Here is a 16,308-nt window from a genome sequence, read left to right on the forward strand (position 1 = left end):
GATTATTGAAACCTTGCAAGGTTTCAATGACCATATAACTTTGATTTAGAAGTTCATTTCAACAGCTTGAACTTTTTCAACTTGCTTCTTCTTCAATACCAACAGAATTTGAGTGACGATTACTGCGGCAAAGAATGCTAGCAAACCTTGAATGCGGCGAGGATCTTGAAGGACGATTTCGCCATCTTGCTGTCCAAAACCACCAACGTTAGGATTAGTAGTTAGAGGTGCACCCGCTCTCACTTCACTACCTGGCTCGACAACTAGCTCAGCACCAGCAGGAACCTTCTCTACAGCAATGCTACCATCGGTAGTTTGGATAGAGATTTCATAACCACCATAGATACCTTCATCTTCATTAGGAGCGATCGGGCTAATTTGAGTAACTAGACCAGAAACAGAAGATGTGTATTCATTATTATTGCTCTTTTCACCAGTGGGGTAAACTTGACCACGACCACGGTTACCACCTGCGTATACAGAATACTTCAAGAAGTGAATATTCTTGTCCGTTGCAGGATCAGGAGATAGGACTGGGAATACAATTTCGGAATACTCATCACCAGAGATAGGTCCAACGAGAACGATATTTTCTTGATCGTCGCTGTAGGGTTGGTAATAAATATCTTTGGTTTTTTCCTTTAGTTCTTCAGATAAGCGCTCTTCAGGAGCAATCTTAAAACCTTCAGGCAATACTAAAACTGCACCAATATTCAAGCCTGTTTTGCTACCATCAGCAGCTACTTGCTGTTTGGTGTGGTCATAGGGAACCTTTACTACTGCTTCAAATACGGAATCGGGCTTAACAGATTGAGGCAATTCTAACTCAATACCCTTTTTCGCTAAGTGACAGTTAGCACAGACAATTTTACCAGTCGCTTCACGAGGGGTTTTGTAAGCTTCTTGGGCAAAGTAAGGATAAGCAAAGGCTGACTGGTTATTCAGTCCAAATAACAAAGTCAAGCTGGTGAGGACACATAGGCTAACGCCGACAAGCAGACGTTTAGCACGGGATAAAGCTTTTTTCATGTATGAGTTCAAATGTGATTTAAAGACCAATTGCAAAGGTTTCTGACAAACTACTAAGACCACCAAGGAGCTTCATTGGTGCGGAAGTCGGTTTCCGTCCAAGGACTAAATTGCACAACGTCATCCTCAACAGTGGCATGAGCGAGGGCAAGGGACAAGGGAGCGGGTCCACGCACAACTTTGCCTTCGTTGTTGTACTGAGAGCCGTGGCAAGGACAAATAAATTTGTTCTCGGCAGCATTCCAAGGTACAACGCAACCAAGGTGAGTACAAACTGCATTCAAGCCGTAGGAGGCAATTTCTCTATTTTCAGTGACGACAATGTAGGTAGGGTCGCCCTTGAGTCCTTGAGCAAGTTCGCGTTCGCCAGGTTGATGACTCGCCAAGAAAGCCGAAGCAAGTATATCTTTGCCCAATGCATCTTTAGCAGAAACACCACCGCCAGCACCACCGCGAGAAGGAGGTACAAAATACGCCAAGAAGGGGTAGGCAGCACCAAGGGTGGTTACGGCAGCAGACCCCCCTAAAACTAGGTTTAGAAATCGACGACGACCAATGCTAGGGACATCGGCGGATGCAGAAGCTTGACTCATAAATTTGAATAACGGTTTTGCTGAGAAATATTACGTTTTATATATCAATCTCTACCATGATATCGACAATCTTTGGACATCTCTCTAGATGTTTTGCAACGAAATGTTAAGCAGTGCGATCGCCAACATCCGTAAAACCTAAAAGTAATCCCAATTCTCGATAGGTTAGAGCCACTGCATACAGCCAAAAGCTTTACCGGCTATTGTTTTTGATTGCATAAAGTATAGCGATATATAGCGCTTTTCTAACGCATGATGTATAAGGTTGTTGAAGCTTGAAGTAGTACAGAGCAATTTTTGAAAGGACAGCTTCGCTGTCCTTTCAAAAATTGCTCTAAATGAGTAGATCAGGAAACCTATATAAAGCATTTGTAGAGCATGGGTTTGTTTCCCCGCCACAGGCGGGGAAACAAACCTCTATACCTAGCTTGCTTGAAAAACGCTATATTAGCTAATCGGTATAACAAGATACATAAAACATCTCACTGTTTTTGGGCTTTTAGGTTGATGATTGTCGTAGCGTCGTTGCGGGAAATATTATTAAAGTTAAAAGGAGTGAGACAACTGCCCTATTTCAAAGTATGAATAAAGCAGTTTGTGAGACTTGATGTTGCTCGTATGAATGTAAAAGCTACTTCGCAGTTCTCTAAATATCGCATTTTAGGCTTGGTTGGCAGAGGTCAATTTGGCAAAGTTTTGTGTGCGCGTATGAGAGATACGGGCAAATTGGTAGCACTCAAAGAGCTAGAAAACAAAAGATTTCCTACCAGTAAGCTCCTGAGAGAATTACGGTTTTTATTGACTCTACAGCATGAAAATATCGTATCTTGTACGGCGTTAGTCCATCACCAAAATTATCGCTATTTGGTCATGGACTATTGCGAGGGTGGCACATTACGAGACTTGATGAACTATCCCAAAGCTTTATCGATCCAACAATGTTTTGAGTTGGTAAATGATATTTTGCTGGGATTAGAACATGCCCATGCGGCGAATATTATCCATTGCGATATTAAACCTGAAAATGTGTTGCTGAAAATCACAGCTAAGGGTTGGCAGGCAAAGATCTCAGATTTTGGGATTGCCCGTCTCAGTCAAGAAATTGGTTCGGATGGTAGTAACACAGGTTCCCCCGGTTACATGGCTCCTGAACGTTTTTATGGGCAATTTTCGGCAGGGTCAGATCTTTATGCTGTGGGGATTATTTTGTATGAATTGGTGGTGGGTAAGCGACCTTTTTCAGGGATGCCTACAGAATTGATGAATGCTCATTTAAATCAGAGGGTAATTGTTCCTGACAATTTGCCCCGATCGCTACAAAATGTAATTGCGCGATCACTGGAAAAGTTACCGAAGCGACGCTACACCTCAGCACAAGAGATGCGTTTAGATTTATTAGCAACTATTAATTCCGAAGATTTCAACGCACTTAATTTTGGTCAAACTAAGGTAGCTGCTGATGTCGATACCTGTGCAACAACTCTATTTGCTCAGAAGGCAGCTTATTTTGATCAAAAAGATATGCCCGAAAGAATTGTGAGTCTAGTGGGTGCTGGGAAATCACGATTTTATAGCACGTCAAATCTACATTTACATTGGCATAGTTTATCCCTCGATCAAGAAGAACAAATTGCCAAGTCTGAGCAGCAAATCGAGGAAATTATCTTTACGAAAAAGTCTTTATTTGCCTTGACTAAGCGATCGCTTTATCAATTTGTACAGGGAAAACCCAAATCTTTATATCAATCTGCTCAACCTTTTAAATCGATAATTTCACCGAATGGCGATTGGTTCGCTGTCTCTACGGGCAAACAACTCGAAATTAGAAATATTGTTTATGGGCGAGCGATGCGCTTGGAGTTCGCAACAAGGGACTTAAGCTGCATTATTGCTTTTGATCAACATCATTTAGTGGCGATCGCTAATAAGCCAGAAACAAGTGAGAGTAGAGCAATCGTCATTTCCCGCCGTTGCAATATTATGTATCGGCTAGCTTTGCCTATACCAATCGAGACAGGTATTGCGACCTTTACAAGCGATCGCGTCATGTTGTTAGAAGCAGACAATCGCCGCAATCTATATTTACTCGATCTCAAACCCTATCGCTTAGTGCGAATACCGTTAGAGTATGAAGTCCTATTAATGACAGCAACGCCTTGGGGCTACGCAATTACAGCTACTTACAATGCTTATCAAACAATTTTGATGCTTTTAGATTTACGTGGTAATAACATTAGCAACTTAATTATTGATGGTGAAATTACAGCGATCGCTCCAGTTGATATTAATTTATTAGCGATCGCTACTTCGGACATATCAGGCTACAAACTCTATGTCATTAATCTAAAAAAATTGGATGTAGATCTAGTTTTTTAACATCAACTAGGACTTGAGATAAGAGAAAGGGGTTGCTACGCAACCCCTTTCTCAAAAATTATTCTAAATTAGCCTTGTGAAGCAGAAGAACGCTTGCGACGCGAGGCTTCAGGGGATTGAATTGGCACAAATTCTTTAGAACCATCTAAAAAGTCATTTTTAGAGTCATTCGCCTCATCATCAATCGGTTCTGATGGTTGCGCCCGATTAACTTTCAGAATCACACCATTAGGGTTAGTAATCCCATTGTTAGTAGTTACAATGGGCGAATCATTGACCACAACCTCAGATTCTATTTCCTCAGCAATTTCTGTCTCGATGGCATCTTCAGAAATACTCTCCTCATTTAGTACTTCAGGACTTGGCTTAATGGCATTTTTAGGTGCTTGTCCAGGTAGGGCTACGGTGACGATTACATTGCGAGGATCTTTCACTTCCCGATCAACTAAGACCAAGGGAGAAACCCCGATCAGAGAGTATACATCCTGCTCCTCCTCAGTCATTTCCACCACAATGACCTCTGGTGGCTCCACAACCTTAGTCCGTAATTCTCGCTTATTAGGACGTTCAGGGATAGAGACTTCAGGAGCAGCAATGATCGGTGCAGGCTCGATCACTTCCACTAACTCTTCGACAGGTTCAGCAATATGCTTGGTGGGCGAAATGCTCGGTAAAGCAATCTTGCTAGGAATAGCACGTTCAACAATCTCGCGCTCGACACGAGGCTCAAAACGTGGTTCAAACCTTGCCTCAACCCGCGATCGCACATCCACAGGTGCAACCTTTTCCACTTCACGCAACTCGCGAGAATCCTTATTGAGTAACGTCCGCTTGCTACGTCTGCGTAAATTGCCCCGCTCTTGATAGCTCGGATGATTGACCAAATTGGGCTCCAGTCCGCCACCCAACTCCGAATCACCATCCTCATACTCAGAGGTAAAGTCGAGTTGGTTAGACTGCTTCGATTCCCAAGTCCGTGAAGTTGAGTCTACGGGCTGACCTGCGGCTTCCCCGGGTAAATGCATCAAATGTCCAAGACCACCACAGGTAGAGCATGGACGACCAAATAATTCATAAATGCTCTGACCTTGGCGCTTACGGGTCAACTCAACCAGTCCTAACTCCGTCAACTGCGCGATTTGCGGACGTGACTTATCCGATCGCAAAGCTTTATTAAAGTATTCCAATAACTGCAACTGATCGCGGCGAGTGTCCATATCAATGAAGTCCACCACGATTACACCCGCAATATTTCGCAAGCGAATCTGACGGGCAATCTCTACAGCCGCTTCACAGTTTGTCCAAAGCACCGTCTCACGAGAGGTTTGGGACTTGGTAAAGGAGCCAGAGTTAACGTCAATTACTGTCAAAGCCTCAGTCGGCTCAATAATAATGTAGCCACCACTAGGCAAATCAACACGGGGCTTCAGCGCTTCACGGATACCCGCATTAACGCGGAAATATTCCAAAATCGGAGTGCGTTCACGGTGATGATCGAGTAACAGTCCACTAGGAATTTTGCCATCACCCCAGTTGAGTAAATGCTGCTTAATGCGGCGTAAACCATCACTAGAGTCGGTTACAATGCGATTTACCTCAGTGCTATAGAGGTCACGCAGTACCCGTTGGACAAAATCTCTTTCGCGATCGAGCAGGGTTGGCTGGCGAGTGGTTGCCACATCCTGCTGAATGCCTTCCCACTGACGTTGCAAATTATCGAGATCCTCAATAATCTGCTCCTCAGGCATCCCATCCGCCTCAGTCCGCACCAAAATGCCCATACCCGCAGGCTTGACCAAAATCGCCAGTGCCCGCAGACGATTACGCTCAGCCTCACTGCGAATACGTCGGGATAGGTTCACCCCACGACCAAAGGGCAGTAGCACCACATATCGACCAGGTAGCGAAATATTTCCCGTCAAACGGGGACCTTTATTACCCGTTGGTTCTTTCATAACCTGAACCAACACGCGCTGTTGCGGTACGACCAGATCGCTGATCGAGCCAGACGATCGCCGCATTTTTAAGGGGCCAAGGTCAGTAATGTGAATAAACCCATTGCGATCGCCATCGCCAATATTTACAAATGCCGCATCAATACTAGTTAAAACATTTTCAACAACGCCCAAGTAAACATCCCCAACTTGGTGAGTTCCTGCGGCAACAACAATTTCTTCAATTTGATCTTCACTAAATACGGCAGCAATTCGATACTGCTCGGCAATAATTATTTGCTTTGGCATTCAATTTCCTCAGAATTTCTTCGATTCAAAAGAGCCAGTCTAAGAACTTATCTGAAAAATACTTTTTTATATAAACTTTAGAAAAATGTTTAGAAAAATATTTTCAGACCCCTGCTTAAAAGCCTCAAAGAGTCATAGTGGGAGCTTTATCCAGAACATACCAATAACGAAAGTAAGAAAAAATTTCGATTACAAATAGCCCTTATCGTAAACCTATTACTTAGCTATGTACCGAGCTAGTAATTGGGCGATTTGTCTGCTCTGACATCACGATAGTTAAGACATATTGCTTTGTTCGGAATGGTTTAGATACCAAAAACTATGACGCTCTTAGGTTTTCAATAAACTAGTTTCTATACAAAATAGGTAGTTTTTTCTATCTACTTTGTGTAAAAACTAAATTTTAAAACCTTGCAGACTACTGACGCTAAGCTTTGCCTATCATCAGCAACCTAATCGAGCAATACTCATAGCAATACTTATGGCAATGCAGTATGAATATAGTTGTTGGGAAGTTTGGTGGGGTTTCGTTAAAAGCTAAGTTTATTTCTTAGACTGACTTTTATTAAACTATCTAGAAGGTGCTTACACCATTTGCCTACAGCATTCAGCCTATAGGTAAAACAGCGTACTTGATGATTCAAGTTTATGATTATGGTAGGTAAGCTTGAGCGCTTAACTAACAGCTAGATGCACTTTAGCTAGATGCACTTTAGCTAGCAGCTATCTTAAGCCTATCGTAGTATTATAGCGCAGCATTGAGCGTTACTATTTCTTAATAGTGTTTTAATATTAGGTAGTTGTGTTGGATATGCTGGTTGTCCCAACTATCCAACTTTAAATGAAGATGAGGGTAAGGTTCTGAGTACGCGAGTAGTTATCGTCCGTCACGGCGAAAGTAATTTCAATATCCTGAGCAAAATCCAAGGACGGGGCAATTACGATCGCCCAGAATTGCAGTCTGTGTTGACTGACAAGGGTAAGCATCAAGCCAAACTTGCAGGTAGAGCCTTATCTAACTTAGGTATTGATGTTGCCTATGCTAGTCCCTTAGTTCGTGCTCAGCATACTGCCCAGATCATTTTGTCCGAAAATTTTCAACCTCCAGTGCTAAATACCACTGAAGGTCTACTCGAAATAGATCTCTCAGAGTGGGAGTCTATGATTGCGAGTGATGTCAAAGAGCAATTTCCTGAAAAATATCATTTTTGGCAAAATGAACCAGAAAAATTTCAACTAGGCGATCGCTATCCAATTCTTGATCTTTTCGAGCAAGCTAAGGCTCTATGGGCAGAAATCTTGCCTAAGCATGAAGACAAAACCATTTTGCTTGTGGGGCATAGTGGCATTAATCGGGCTCTAATTTGCTCAGCGATCGGTATCCCTGTCAGTCTCTATCACAATATCCATCAAGCCAACTGCGCGATCAGCGTCCTCAATTTCCAAGGCTCAAGCATTAACGATGGTGTCCAACTAGAATCGCTGAATCTCGTCAGCCATCTCCAAGATCTAACAGAATCACCATTGCCCCCCCTCAAGAAAAAACACAATGGTCCCCGTCTATTGCTAGTGCGCCACGGTGAAACCGAGTGGAATCGCCAAAAACGCTTCCAAGGACAAATTGATGTCCCCCTCAATAACAATGGTCATGCTCAGGCAAGACGCGCTAGTGAATTTCTCGCCAAAGTCAAAATCGACAAGGCTTTCAGCAGTCCAATGCTCCGTCCCAAGGATACAGCGCTAGAAATTTTAAGCAAGCATCCTAATATCAAACTGGAGCTATTTGATGAACTCAAGGAAATTTCTCATGGTCTCTGGGAAGGCAAATTTGAGCATGAAATCGAAGCCGAATTTGCGGGGCAACTAGCCCTCTGGCAGTCACAACCCGAAACTGTGCAAATGCCTGAAGGTGAGAATTTACAGCAGGTATGGGATCGTGTCGCGGTAATTTGGCAAAAAATTGTGGAGTCAGTTCCCGCAGGAGAGACAGCTCTAGTTGTCGCCCATGATGCTGTGAACAAAGCAATTCTTTGTTTATTATTTGGCTTTACACCAGAGCAATTTTGGATCTTTAAACAAGGTAATGGCGGCGTGAGTGTAATTGACTATCCTCAAGGCGCACAGGGTAAACCAGTTTTACAGTCTTGCAATATCACCACTCACCTCTCTGAAGGCATTCTCGATCGCACTGCCGCAGGAGCTTTATAAAGCAAATAGGGCATATGCCCTATTTGCTTCAGCCCTTAAGAGAGACGCATTTTCTGCTAATTTGGTGTAAAGGATTTATTTTGGTATTTTGTTTTAGTACTTGGAGTTAAAAAAATGACTATTTTATTTCAGCTTTTATTAGCTGCATTTGTGCTGTTTTCCTTCGTTTTGGTGATTGGCGTACCCGTCGCATACGCATCTCCTAGCTCTTGGAATCAAACCAAGCCCCTCTTGTTTCTTGGCTCCCTAATTTGGGTAGCTTTTGTCATTGTTATCGGCATCTTAAATTCTTTTGTAGCTTAATCAATATTTGATGGAGCGCCAAGCGCTCCATCAAATAATTAAATTTTCATTTTTGACTTTACTTTTGACTTAAATTTAACTCTATGGCAGTTTTTGAAGGTAGCTTTACCAATACTGATAGTTTGCGTTTTGCGATCGTGGTTGCTCGGTTTAATGACCTGATCGTTGGTAAGCTCCTCCAAGGATGTCAAGACTCACTATTGCGCCATGGCGTTGATGTCTCTGAAAATGGCAGTCAAGTTGACTACGCATGGGTTCCTGGTAGTTTGGAAATATCCATGGTGGCAAAGGAACTAGCCGTTTCAGGACGCTATGATGCAATTATTTGCTTAGGTGCGGTCATTCGTGGCGATACACCCCACTTTGATTATGTATCCAATGAAGTTTCTAAGGGTGTTGCTGCCGCCTCTTTTCAAACAGGCGTGCCAATTATTTTCGGGGTATTGACGACTGACACGATGCAGCAAGCTCTCGAACGCGCTGGCATCAAGAGCAATAAGGGTTGGGAGTTTGGCATGGGTGCGATCGAAATGGCTAACCTCATGCGTCAAATTCGCAGTAAATCTGCCTAAAGGTTTAGAGAGGGTGTCGCTTTGCGACACCCTCTCTAAACTATAAATCCAGCGCTTTGTCCTTGGGAGGCTTGCCAACTGCGGGCATCGTAATATAAATCTTCTAAACAAATTCCATAGAGTGCATCCTTAAGCTTGCGATCAAGTCTTTGCCAGAGGGCAAATGTGACCCAGTCGGAGGCTAGTTTTTCCTGTGGCTTTAATCTTGGTAAGGGGTGGGTATCTTCACCGACGGCAGATAATATTTCACCGAGAGAGATATCTTTGGGCGATCGCTTCAGCTTATATCCCCCCTGTACGCCCCGCACGGACTCAACTAAATCCGCTTGGCGTAGCGCGATTAAAATTTTTTCTAAATAGGGAGCAGGAATTGATTGGCGATCGCTAATTTCTTTTACAGAAGCAGGCTTACGCTTTGCCCAAACCACCAGATCGAGCATCGCCTTCACACTGTAATGACCTTTTCTGGTTAGTTTCATAAAACCCACTTAAGTTTAGCCAAGCTTTGCAGAGCAAAGCTTGGCTAAATATATCTACGAATTTAGATAGCGTCGCTATCGACGAATTTTAAAAAAGAAAGGATAAATCAACGGGGGCAGGTAACATCTCACCACCACGCCAATCTAGTATCTGAACCAAAATCAAATAGCCTAAACCCAAAATTACGGCGATAACGCCTGTAAGTACTGATATCCACTGCGATCGCTGCATAAGTAAATTTAAGTAAAAGAATCAAGTAAAAAATCTAAGGAAATCTATGAATTAGCAAAAACACACAAACTAACTGCTATTATCCCTCTTGAAATATGTTTTTGGTAGGAACAAACTTTTTCGATCATCGTCCTAAAACTTGAGCATTAGAGATACAGATTATTGAATTTTAATAAATTCTGCTAAATCTACTGCTGATTAAAGTCCAGTAGGAGCGATTGATTGATGAGTTACAGCCTATCTTGGTCAACCAGCATCGGAGGGTACACGCCCTCCAACTCCGTGTCCGTTGATAAGCTCCCCATCGTTGAATTGGTGCAAATGTGCCAGCAAGAAGCGCAACCCAAGAGGTCTGCGTTTGCAGAACTTATGCGACGTAATCAATCTTATGTCGATCAAGTTTTGTATAAGCTCGCTCCTGACTGGCAGGATCGTGCCGACCTCGCCCAAGAGGTTTGGTTGCGTGTTTATCGTAATATCAAGCGTTTGCAAGAACCTGAAAAATTTCGCGGTTGGCTTAGTCGCATTGCCACCAACTTGTTTTATGACGAGTTGCGTAAACGTAAAAGGGTAGGAAATTCTGTTTCCCTAGATGCTCCATTTATGTCTGGCGATGGCGATGAAATGTCTTGGGACTTGCCCAGCTCAGCCCCTAGCCCCATCGACAATATGTCTACACAGGAGTTTTATGAACAACTCCGTAAAGCCATTGAAGATTTGCCTTCTAGTTTCCGCGAAACTATTGTGCTACGAGAAATTCAAGGCTTATCCTATGAAGAGATTTCTGAACTAACAGGTGTATCGCTTGGTACAGTAAAATCACGTATAGCAAGAGCAAGATTGAAGCTCCAAGCGCAACTACAACCCTATTTGTCTAGTATGTAAGGGGGTGTATTTAAGTTATGAGTGCTAACCAAATTTCTAATAATTCTATGACTACTCCAAATGAGCGCTTTGAGTTACTCAGTGCTTATATAGATGGTGAAGTAACAGAGACTGAAGAACAACTCGTCGAGCAATGGCTATCAGACGATGTTGATTTTCGTCGCCTCTACCAGCAACAAATGAAACTGAGACAATCGCTAATTGAGTTACCTGTACCAGTAGCTGCCAATTCCTCTGCGAAGAAAGAAACAGAGGTCATGATCGATCGCGTCTTTGCAGAAATTGACAAGCGATCGCAGCGCCGCAAATGGAAACTCGCAGGTATTGGTATATCTGTGGCGGCTGTAGTTGGCGTATTTGGTTCATTATTTACCTTCAATTCATCGCCCCAATTTAGCCCCGTTGCCAACAGTGTAAAATCTCCTGCTCCAGTTGCGGAGGAACCAGTACTAATTGCCATGGAAGAACCGCTAGTACCATTGCCTAAATCAATGAATACTAAGTAATTTCATAGCACTTTGCACTAAAACACCCCTAAATAATGCGTAGTAAAATAAGGAATTCGTTAGCGCGGCAAAGCCACACCAACGAATTCCTTATTGAGTCAACCTAAAAAAATTTTGAAAGACTGGCTTGGTAAACCTTTGTAAATAACTCTGACGCTTCGGTTTACTTGTCAAAATCCGCAACTATAAAAGCGTGCTGAGCACGCTTTTTCGATCTTAGTTAAATTGACTTGATCGAGATTGACGGTTTTCCGTTAATTGTGGAAATTAACATCATAGGAAATTTTTTGTAGAATCTAAATATTATTGGTCGCGGAAATAGCTATGAGAGACTCAAATAAAAAATCTCGTTACAAGCAACCCTTGATCTATGCTTCGATGCTGCTGCTAGGCGTGATTTTAGGTGCATGGGCAGTTGTATCTGGAGTGCGATCGCCAAATATGACAGCCATTACGCCTTTACCTCAAGTTGCATCTGTATCCCCTGCGATCGCGCAAGATAGCGACAAGACAAAAGCTATCCCTGTACCTCGCAATTATGTGGTGGATGCTGTAAATCGCACAGGTCCTGCTGTAGTCAGAATTAATGCATCACGCACCGTTGCCAACAATCAACAAATACCCGATGTTTTCTTAGACGATCCGATGTTTCGTCAGTTCTTTGGCGATCAATTACAACGGATGCCTAAGGAGAGAGTTGAGCGGGGCACTGGCTCAGGCTTTATCATCAACAAAGAAGGCGATATCATCACCAATGCTCACGTTGTTAGTGGAGCTGATAAAGTAACCGTCATCCTCAAGGATGGTCGCCAAATTGAAGGTAAGGTAATTGGTAGCGATGAACTAACCGATGTCGCTGTTATCCAAGTTAAATCCGATAATTTACCTACAGTCAGCCTCGGTAGTTCTTCGAGTTTGCAACCCGGAGACTGGGCGATCGCGATCGGCAATCCCCTCGGTCTCGACAATACCGTAACTGCGGGCATCATCAGTGCGATCGGTCGCAAGAGCGGACAAATTGGCGTAGACAAGCGCGTTAGTTTCATTCAAACCGATGCGGCAATTAACCCCGGTAACTCAGGTGGTCCCTTGCTCAATCAGAACGGTGAAGTCATCGGCGTAAATACAGCGATTATTCAAGGCGCACAGGGATTAGGTTTCGCGATTCCCATCGAAACTGCCCAACGCATTGCCAAGCAACTGATCCAAAATGGCAAGGTCAGCCGTGCTTATTTGGGTATCCAAATGGTAACGGTCGATCCTAGCGTGAAAAAGCAAGTCAACCAAGACTCTAATTTAGGTATTCAAATCTCCGAAGATAAGGGAGTATTGATTACTAGAGTTGTGGAAGATTCGCCTGCGGCAAAAGCAGGAGCTAAACGTGGCGATGTGATCGTCAAGTTTGATAATCAAGACATCCTTACTGCGGATCAAGTTACTCAACTAGTAGAAGATCGTGCTGTTGGTGACAAAATTCGGATGGAAGTGAAACGGAATGGGCAAACCGTAGCGCTTAATGTCGAAGCAGCTCAATTCCCTCAAAAGTTCCCTAATTAATTCCTCTTAGGCTCTTGCGGATAAAAAATGTCCCACCAAAGTTATCTAGCTTCGATTTCGCTCAGCTAACGTTGGCTTCGGCTCTGCTCAGCCAACGTTACTTTAATTAATAGCAAGTCCCTTAACGCGCTTTGAGCTGAGTTAAAACCCAGAATATTTTAAAAGTGCTGCCAAGTAGCACTTTTAAAATATTCTGGGTAATGATACCAGACCAAAACTTTATATTTCTCATAAAGTAGAGGGGTGAGTGCTAAGCACTCACCCCTCTACTTTATGAGAATAAACTGATGAGTAAATTTATTGGTTGGCTTGGCGCTTTACTGCTGATCTTTTTAGCTGGATTTGGACTAACTCAATGGTTAAATTTACCCTTTGGGAATTTCCTTGATTGGGTAATTGGGGCAAGCATTTTTGTATGGTTAATTATCATTGTCACAGTACCTTGGAATCTCTACTTTCAGTCCAAATCTGTACTAAATCAAGCCCAACTTTCTCAAGAGCGTGGCATCAATATTGATGAACAACAACTCCCCTATGTCCGATCGCTAGCACAGCGATCGCTTGGCTTAGCCCTTGGATTGCATGTAATTTCAGCGATCACTCTATATGCTTTAGCGTCAAGTGGCGTGGGGACAGTGGGTTATGTTGGCGCGATCGCAGCTTTATTGTTAACAGTCTTGCGTCCTGCAATTAGCGCCTATGAGTATATATCTCAGCGTTTACGAGCGATTTCCCAACAAATTGATTATCCTCGCGAAGATATAACCGAATTGCGTCAGCGTTTTGCCAATTTAGAAAACTCAGTGCGACAAATTAACGATGAATTACTCAGCAAAGAAAATCCCTATTCATGGCTATCAAAATATGAGCAGTTTGTCGATGAGACCCGCAAAGACTTGTCAAAATTAGGGGCAAATATTGAAGACTTACGCGCAACCAATGATCGCGATCACGATCGCCTGTCACGGGAATCTCGGCAAGCGATCGCGCAACTTAGTACTGACAGTCAATTTTTAGAACATGTTCGTGAAATTATTCGTTTCTTTAAAAATGCTTAAATTCAGTAAAATAGCGTATCTTGCTGGAATGGAAATTTTGTTATGGATAGATAACGCAACATTAGTAGATGTTTTAGCTCATCAAAAGTTTGCGTGCTATAAACTCTAAAATATATTGACTACTCCTATGACTGATCAAGCCATGAATTCAAAAGATGCCACTGTAGTTGAAGGTAGTCAATTCGAGCATTCGTTGGTGATTAAAGATCCTGAAGGAGTACAGGGCATATTACTAGATGATCGGTTCTACAAGATTGGTAGAGCGCCCAAAAATGATATCGTGTTGCGATCGCAAATGGTCTCTCGCGAACATGCCACCTTAACAGGAATCATCACCGATCCTCCTTTGTTTCAGTTATTTCGACTGAGTGATGGTGACCCTGAAGTAGGCAAAAGTACCAATGGATTGCAAATTAATGGAGAGCGTCGCGATCATTGGATACTCATGCATGGCGATGAAATTGTTTTTAGCAGTGATAGTAGTGCCTATTATCGAATTGAGCCAGAACCACCCTATGTAACTGGCAAAATTGATATTTTTTTAGATGCTTTAAAAAAACTAGCAAAGACCTATATTAAAGCCAAAAACTATAAAGATGCGGCAGAGGCAACTCTTCAACAAATTTTGGTAATAACCGAGCGGTTTTATGGCAAAGATCATGCTAGTGTTGCAGACTGTCTACTCGAATTAGCAATATTTTATTATTCACAAAATAACTTTACCAAAGCAGAGCCTTTGTTTTTGCAAGTAATTGCTCTACGTCAACAGGCACTGGGCATAGAGCATTTAGATGTTACCAGTATCATGCTAGATTTAGCCGCAATTTATAATAATCAGGGGTTATATGCTAAAGCTGAAGCAATCCTTTTACAAGTACTAGAAATCAAACAAAAGTTATTAGGTGATACTCATCCAGAAATCGCTACAAACATGATTGATCTAGCCGCAGTTTATTATCCCCAAAAGCGCTATACAGAAGTCAAGAACCTCTACGAAAAAGCCATCAAAATTTATAAGCGATCGCTGGATAATGGGCATCCAAATATTATTGCATTACAAAAGAAATTAGCTAATGTCAAGAGAAAGCTTCGTCCTGCTTGGCTATCATGGCAAATTTTGATTCCTGCATTTTTACTACTAATTACGAGTGGTAGTATCGCCTATGCAGTATTTGCTCCCAAAGCCGATCTTACCTGTGTCAAGATTTTACCGAATGGCAAAGCCCAAGCCATATCTGCTGAGGAATGTCGAAAAATCAGTAAATAGAATTGCGAAGAAGATTGCTAGACTAAGCCATATCAAGAAACAAGTCTTTGTTAAGTTGAGAGCCTGTTGAATTTTAGGCGGCGCGATCGCCTCAATTGCTTCGCCTAACAAGGGCTTATATTTGACAATACCGCGATAGCGATTTTCACCACCCAATTGCACTTGCAAAATGGCAGCATATACACATTCGCTCCAGCCAGAATTGGGACTAGGATCTTGATGGGCATCGCGTTGGCAAACTTTCCAGACAGCATAAGGTTTTCCTGAAACTAGGGCTAAGGTAATTACTGTTAACCGACAGGGTATCCAAGTCAACACATCATCGGTTTTGGCGCTAAACCACCCCAAATCACTATAGGGAAATTCGCGATAGCCCACCATCGAGTCAAGGGTGCTAGATGCTTTGTAAGCGATCGCAAGGGCAACACCACCATAGGGAAACAAGAAGGAACCAATCAAGGCATAAAACAAGGGTGATGTCACGGCATCGATCGCATTTTCAGTGACCGTTTCCAGCACTGCTCGTAAAATCTCCAATTCTGACAAGTCATTAGTATCACGCCCCACATAGCGACTGAGTTCTTGGCGAGCTTGCTCAAGATTTCCTGTTTGTAATATTTTTAAAACGGATTCTGCGGCATCTCGGAGACTGCGCTCCGCAAAACATGAGGCTAATAAAATACTAGATAGGGCGATCGCTAATAATGGGTGAATTTGGGAAGCAATGATGAGCATCAGCCAAGTTACTGCCCCACTTCCTAAAACCATACTGACACCTAAGACAACTCCTGCAATTCTCATAATCAATGGTGAAAATCGAGGAATCCGCTTATTAGTAGCAGTATCTTGAATGATTACCAAATTAGTGAATTGGGCAATCATCCAACCCATAACCTGTACGGGATGTAACCAATTAACAGGATCACCAATTAAGCGATCGAGAATCGCCGCAAAAATTAAAATCAGAAAATTAGGAGATAGTTCTAGCACTAAAAGTCAA

At 42.7% G+C, this 16,308-nt stretch carries 15 protein-coding genes; 9 read left to right on the forward strand and 6 right to left on the reverse strand.

Annotated elements, in window-relative coordinates; genetic code table 11:
• Nucleotides 1-45: 45 nt before the first annotated feature.
• Entirely contained in the window at nucleotides 46-1,029 is a 984-nt protein-coding gene (locus tag HC246_RS03690; RefSeq protein ID WP_169362211.1) for an apocytochrome f, read from the reverse strand.
• Between the two features lie 53 nt (nucleotides 1,030-1,082).
• A complete protein-coding gene (petC, locus tag HC246_RS03695) occupies nucleotides 1,083-1,622 on the reverse strand; it encodes a cytochrome b6-f complex iron-sulfur subunit (RefSeq protein ID WP_169362212.1) in 540 nt (179 codons plus the stop codon).
• Between the two features lie 618 nt (nucleotides 1,623-2,240).
• Between petC and HC246_RS03700 the strand changes: the two genes are divergently transcribed.
• Complete coding sequence (locus HC246_RS03700; RefSeq protein ID WP_169362213.1) at nucleotides 2,241-3,998, forward strand: serine/threonine protein kinase; 1,758 nt, start codon at nucleotides 2,241-2,243, stop codon at nucleotides 3,996-3,998.
• A 68-nt stretch (nucleotides 3,999-4,066) separates the two neighbouring features.
• Here HC246_RS03700 and HC246_RS03705 read toward each other — a convergent pair whose 3' ends face one another.
• Nucleotides 4,067-6,241 (reverse strand): Rne/Rng family ribonuclease, encoded by a 2,175-nt coding sequence (locus tag HC246_RS03705; RefSeq protein WP_169362214.1) that lies wholly within the window; start codon nucleotides 6,239-6,241, stop codon nucleotides 4,067-4,069.
• 861 nt (nucleotides 6,242-7,102) lie between these two features.
• Between HC246_RS03705 and HC246_RS03710 the strand changes: the two genes are divergently transcribed.
• The 3 genes from HC246_RS03710 to ribH all read left to right on the forward strand — a co-directional run bounded on the left by HC246_RS03710 (nucleotide 7,103) and on the right by ribH (nucleotide 9,324).
• Complete coding sequence (locus tag HC246_RS03710) at nucleotides 7,103-8,449, forward strand: histidine phosphatase family protein (protein WP_169364462.1); 1,347 nt, start codon at nucleotides 7,103-7,105, stop codon at nucleotides 8,447-8,449.
• Nucleotides 8,450-8,563: 114 nt separating this feature from the next.
• The gene (gene psbZ, locus HC246_RS03715; protein ID WP_126387395.1) at nucleotides 8,564-8,752 is read left to right on the forward strand and encodes a photosystem II reaction center protein PsbZ; all 189 of its coding nucleotides are present in this window, start codon (nucleotides 8,564-8,566) and stop codon (nucleotides 8,750-8,752) included.
• An 83-nt stretch (nucleotides 8,753-8,835) separates the two neighbouring features.
• The gene (gene ribH, locus HC246_RS03720; RefSeq protein WP_169362215.1) at nucleotides 8,836-9,324 is read left to right on the forward strand and encodes a 6,7-dimethyl-8-ribityllumazine synthase; all 489 of its coding nucleotides are present in this window, start codon (nucleotides 8,836-8,838) and stop codon (nucleotides 9,322-9,324) included.
• A gap of 35 nt (nucleotides 9,325-9,359) precedes the next feature.
• Here the strand turns inward: ribH and HC246_RS03725 are convergent, their stop codons facing one another.
• Nucleotides 9,360-9,803 (reverse strand): RrF2 family transcriptional regulator, encoded by a 444-nt coding sequence (locus tag HC246_RS03725; protein ID WP_169362216.1) that lies wholly within the window; start codon nucleotides 9,801-9,803, stop codon nucleotides 9,360-9,362.
• Nucleotides 9,804-9,891: 88 nt separating this feature from the next.
• Nucleotides 9,892-10,035 carry a hypothetical protein gene (locus HC246_RS03730; protein ID WP_169362217.1) on the reverse strand — a complete coding sequence of 48 codons (144 nt, stop codon included), beginning with the start codon at nucleotides 10,033-10,035 and terminating at the stop codon, nucleotides 9,892-9,894.
• A gap of 225 nt (nucleotides 10,036-10,260) precedes the next feature.
• Here HC246_RS03730 and HC246_RS03735 point away from each other — a divergent pair, with 225 nt between their 5' ends.
• From HC246_RS03735 to HC246_RS03755, 5 genes are all read left to right on the forward strand, one after another.
• A complete protein-coding gene (locus HC246_RS03735) occupies nucleotides 10,261-10,920 on the forward strand; it encodes a sigma-70 family RNA polymerase sigma factor (RefSeq protein ID WP_169362218.1) in 660 nt (219 codons plus the stop codon).
• A 47-nt stretch (nucleotides 10,921-10,967) separates the two neighbouring features.
• Entirely contained in the window at nucleotides 10,968-11,426 is a 459-nt protein-coding gene (locus tag HC246_RS03740) for an anti-sigma factor family protein (protein ID WP_169362219.1), read from the forward strand.
• A 324-nt stretch (nucleotides 11,427-11,750) separates the two neighbouring features.
• On the forward strand, nucleotides 11,751-12,983 hold the full coding sequence (locus HC246_RS03745; protein ID WP_169362220.1) for an HhoA/HhoB/HtrA family serine endopeptidase: 1,233 nt from the start codon (nucleotides 11,751-11,753) through the stop codon (nucleotides 12,981-12,983).
• A 287-nt stretch (nucleotides 12,984-13,270) separates the two neighbouring features.
• Entirely contained in the window at nucleotides 13,271-14,041 is a 771-nt protein-coding gene (locus HC246_RS03750) for a coiled-coil domain-containing protein (protein ID WP_169362221.1), read from the forward strand.
• Nucleotides 14,042-14,168: 127 nt separating this feature from the next.
• A complete protein-coding gene (locus HC246_RS03755) occupies nucleotides 14,169-15,308 on the forward strand; it encodes a tetratricopeptide repeat protein (protein ID WP_169362222.1) in 1,140 nt (379 codons plus the stop codon).
• Here HC246_RS03755 and cbiB read toward each other — a convergent pair.
• Nucleotides 15,249-16,298, reverse strand: coding sequence for an adenosylcobinamide-phosphate synthase CbiB (cbiB, locus tag HC246_RS03760; protein ID WP_318655896.1), 1,050 nt, complete (start codon nucleotides 16,296-16,298; stop codon nucleotides 15,249-15,251). The two genes, HC246_RS03755 and cbiB, sit on opposite strands and share 60 nt — an antisense overlap.
• Nucleotides 16,299-16,308 lie beyond the last annotated feature (10 nt).

Origin of the sequence: Pseudanabaena yagii GIHE-NHR1 (genome assembly GCF_012863495.1) — a bacterium.
In the GTDB taxonomy this organism is placed as follows: Bacteria; Cyanobacteriota; Cyanobacteriia; order Pseudanabaenales; family Pseudanabaenaceae; genus Pseudanabaena; species Pseudanabaena yagii.

Coding starts and splice junctions, on each gene's coding strand:
- HC246_RS03750 (WP_169362221.1), top strand. CDS start 13,271: ATGAGTAAATTTATTGGTTGGCTTGGCGCTTTACTGCTGATCTTTTTA.
- HC246_RS03735 (WP_169362218.1), top strand. CDS start 10,261: ATGAGTTACAGCCTATCTTGGTCAACCAGCATCGGAGGGTACACGCCC.
- HC246_RS03730 (WP_169362217.1), bottom strand. CDS start 10,035: ATGCAGCGATCGCAGTGGATATCAGTACTTACAGGCGTTATCGCCGTA.
- HC246_RS03725 (WP_169362216.1), bottom strand. CDS start 9,803: ATGAAACTAACCAGAAAAGGTCATTACAGTGTGAAGGCGATGCTCGAT.
- petC (WP_169362212.1), bottom strand. CDS start 1,622: ATGAGTCAAGCTTCTGCATCCGCCGATGTCCCTAGCATTGGTCGTCGT.
- HC246_RS03740 (WP_169362219.1), top strand. CDS start 10,968: ATGACTACTCCAAATGAGCGCTTTGAGTTACTCAGTGCTTATATAGAT.
- HC246_RS03745 (WP_169362220.1), top strand. CDS start 11,751: ATGAGAGACTCAAATAAAAAATCTCGTTACAAGCAACCCTTGATCTAT.
- psbZ (WP_126387395.1), top strand. CDS start 8,564: ATGACTATTTTATTTCAGCTTTTATTAGCTGCATTTGTGCTGTTTTCC.
- HC246_RS03700 (WP_169362213.1), top strand. CDS start 2,241: ATGAATGTAAAAGCTACTTCGCAGTTCTCTAAATATCGCATTTTAGGC.
- HC246_RS03690 (WP_169362211.1), bottom strand. CDS start 1,029: ATGAAAAAAGCTTTATCCCGTGCTAAACGTCTGCTTGTCGGCGTTAGC.
- HC246_RS03705 (WP_169362214.1), bottom strand. CDS start 6,241: ATGCCAAAGCAAATAATTATTGCCGAGCAGTATCGAATTGCTGCCGTA.
- HC246_RS03755 (WP_169362222.1), top strand. CDS start 14,169: ATGACTGATCAAGCCATGAATTCAAAAGATGCCACTGTAGTTGAAGGT.
- ribH (WP_169362215.1), top strand. CDS start 8,836: ATGGCAGTTTTTGAAGGTAGCTTTACCAATACTGATAGTTTGCGTTTT.